Origin of the sequence: Stenotrophomonas sp. YIM B06876, from assembly GCF_030711595.1 — a bacterium.
In the GTDB taxonomy this organism is placed as follows: domain Bacteria; phylum Pseudomonadota; class Gammaproteobacteria; order Xanthomonadales; family Xanthomonadaceae; genus Stenotrophomonas.
Map to the genome: position 1 here is coordinate 1 of NZ_JAUJUJ010000393.1, position 749 is coordinate 749.

2 protein-coding genes are annotated in these 749 nt (G+C 67.4%); both read right to left on the minus strand.

Features of this window, described 5'->3' with window-relative positions:
* A partial coding sequence (locus QZH66_RS17520) for a histidinol dehydrogenase (protein ID WP_305807108.1) occupies positions 1 to 390 on the minus strand: 390 nt, incomplete at its 3' end.
* Positions 387 to 749 (minus strand): histidinol dehydrogenase (locus QZH66_RS17525; RefSeq protein ID WP_305807109.1); only part of this gene is annotated, 363 nt, incomplete at its 5' end. The genes QZH66_RS17520 and QZH66_RS17525, both read right to left, overlap by 4 nt.

Genomic DNA, 749 nt, shown 5'->3' on the forward strand with positions numbered 1-749 from the left:
CAGCGTGTGGTTGGTGCCGATGACCTTGTCGCCGAAGCTCACGTTGGTGCGCGGCCCCAGGAACAAGGCGCCGTAGTTGGTCATGCGGGCGAGGAAGTAGTCGGGGTCGCGCGTCATCACCTGCACATGCTCGAACGCCAGTTCGTTGGCCTTTTCCAGCATCTCTTCGTCGGTGTCGCACACGATGACTTCGCCGTACTCGGCCCAGCTCCGGGCCGCCATGTCGGCGGTCGGCAGTATCTGCAGCTGGCGCTCGATTTCGGCCATCGTCTCGCGGGCCAGCGTCTCGCTGGTCGTCAAGAGAACGGCGGGCGATGTCGGGCCATGCTCGGCCTGCCCCAGCAGGTCGACTGCGCACATCTCGCCGTCCACCGTTTCGTCGGCGATCACGAGGGTTTCCGTNTCTCGCTGGTCGTCAAGAGAACGGCGGGCGATGTCGGGCCATGCTCGGCCTGCCCCAGCAGGTCGACTGCGCACATCTCGCCGTCCACCGTTTCGTCGGCGATCACGAGGGTTTCCGTCGGTCCGGCGAACAGGTCGATGCCCACCCGGCCGTACAGCTGGCGCTTGGCTTCGGCCACGAACATGTTGCCCGGGCCGACCAGCATGTCGACCGGTGCGATGCTCTGCGTGCCGACCGCCATCGCGACGACGGCCTGCACGCCGCCCAGCACCAGGATCTCGTCTGCGCCCGCCATCGCCATCGCCGTGACGATGGCCGGGTGCGGCTTGCCCTGGTAGGGCGGCGC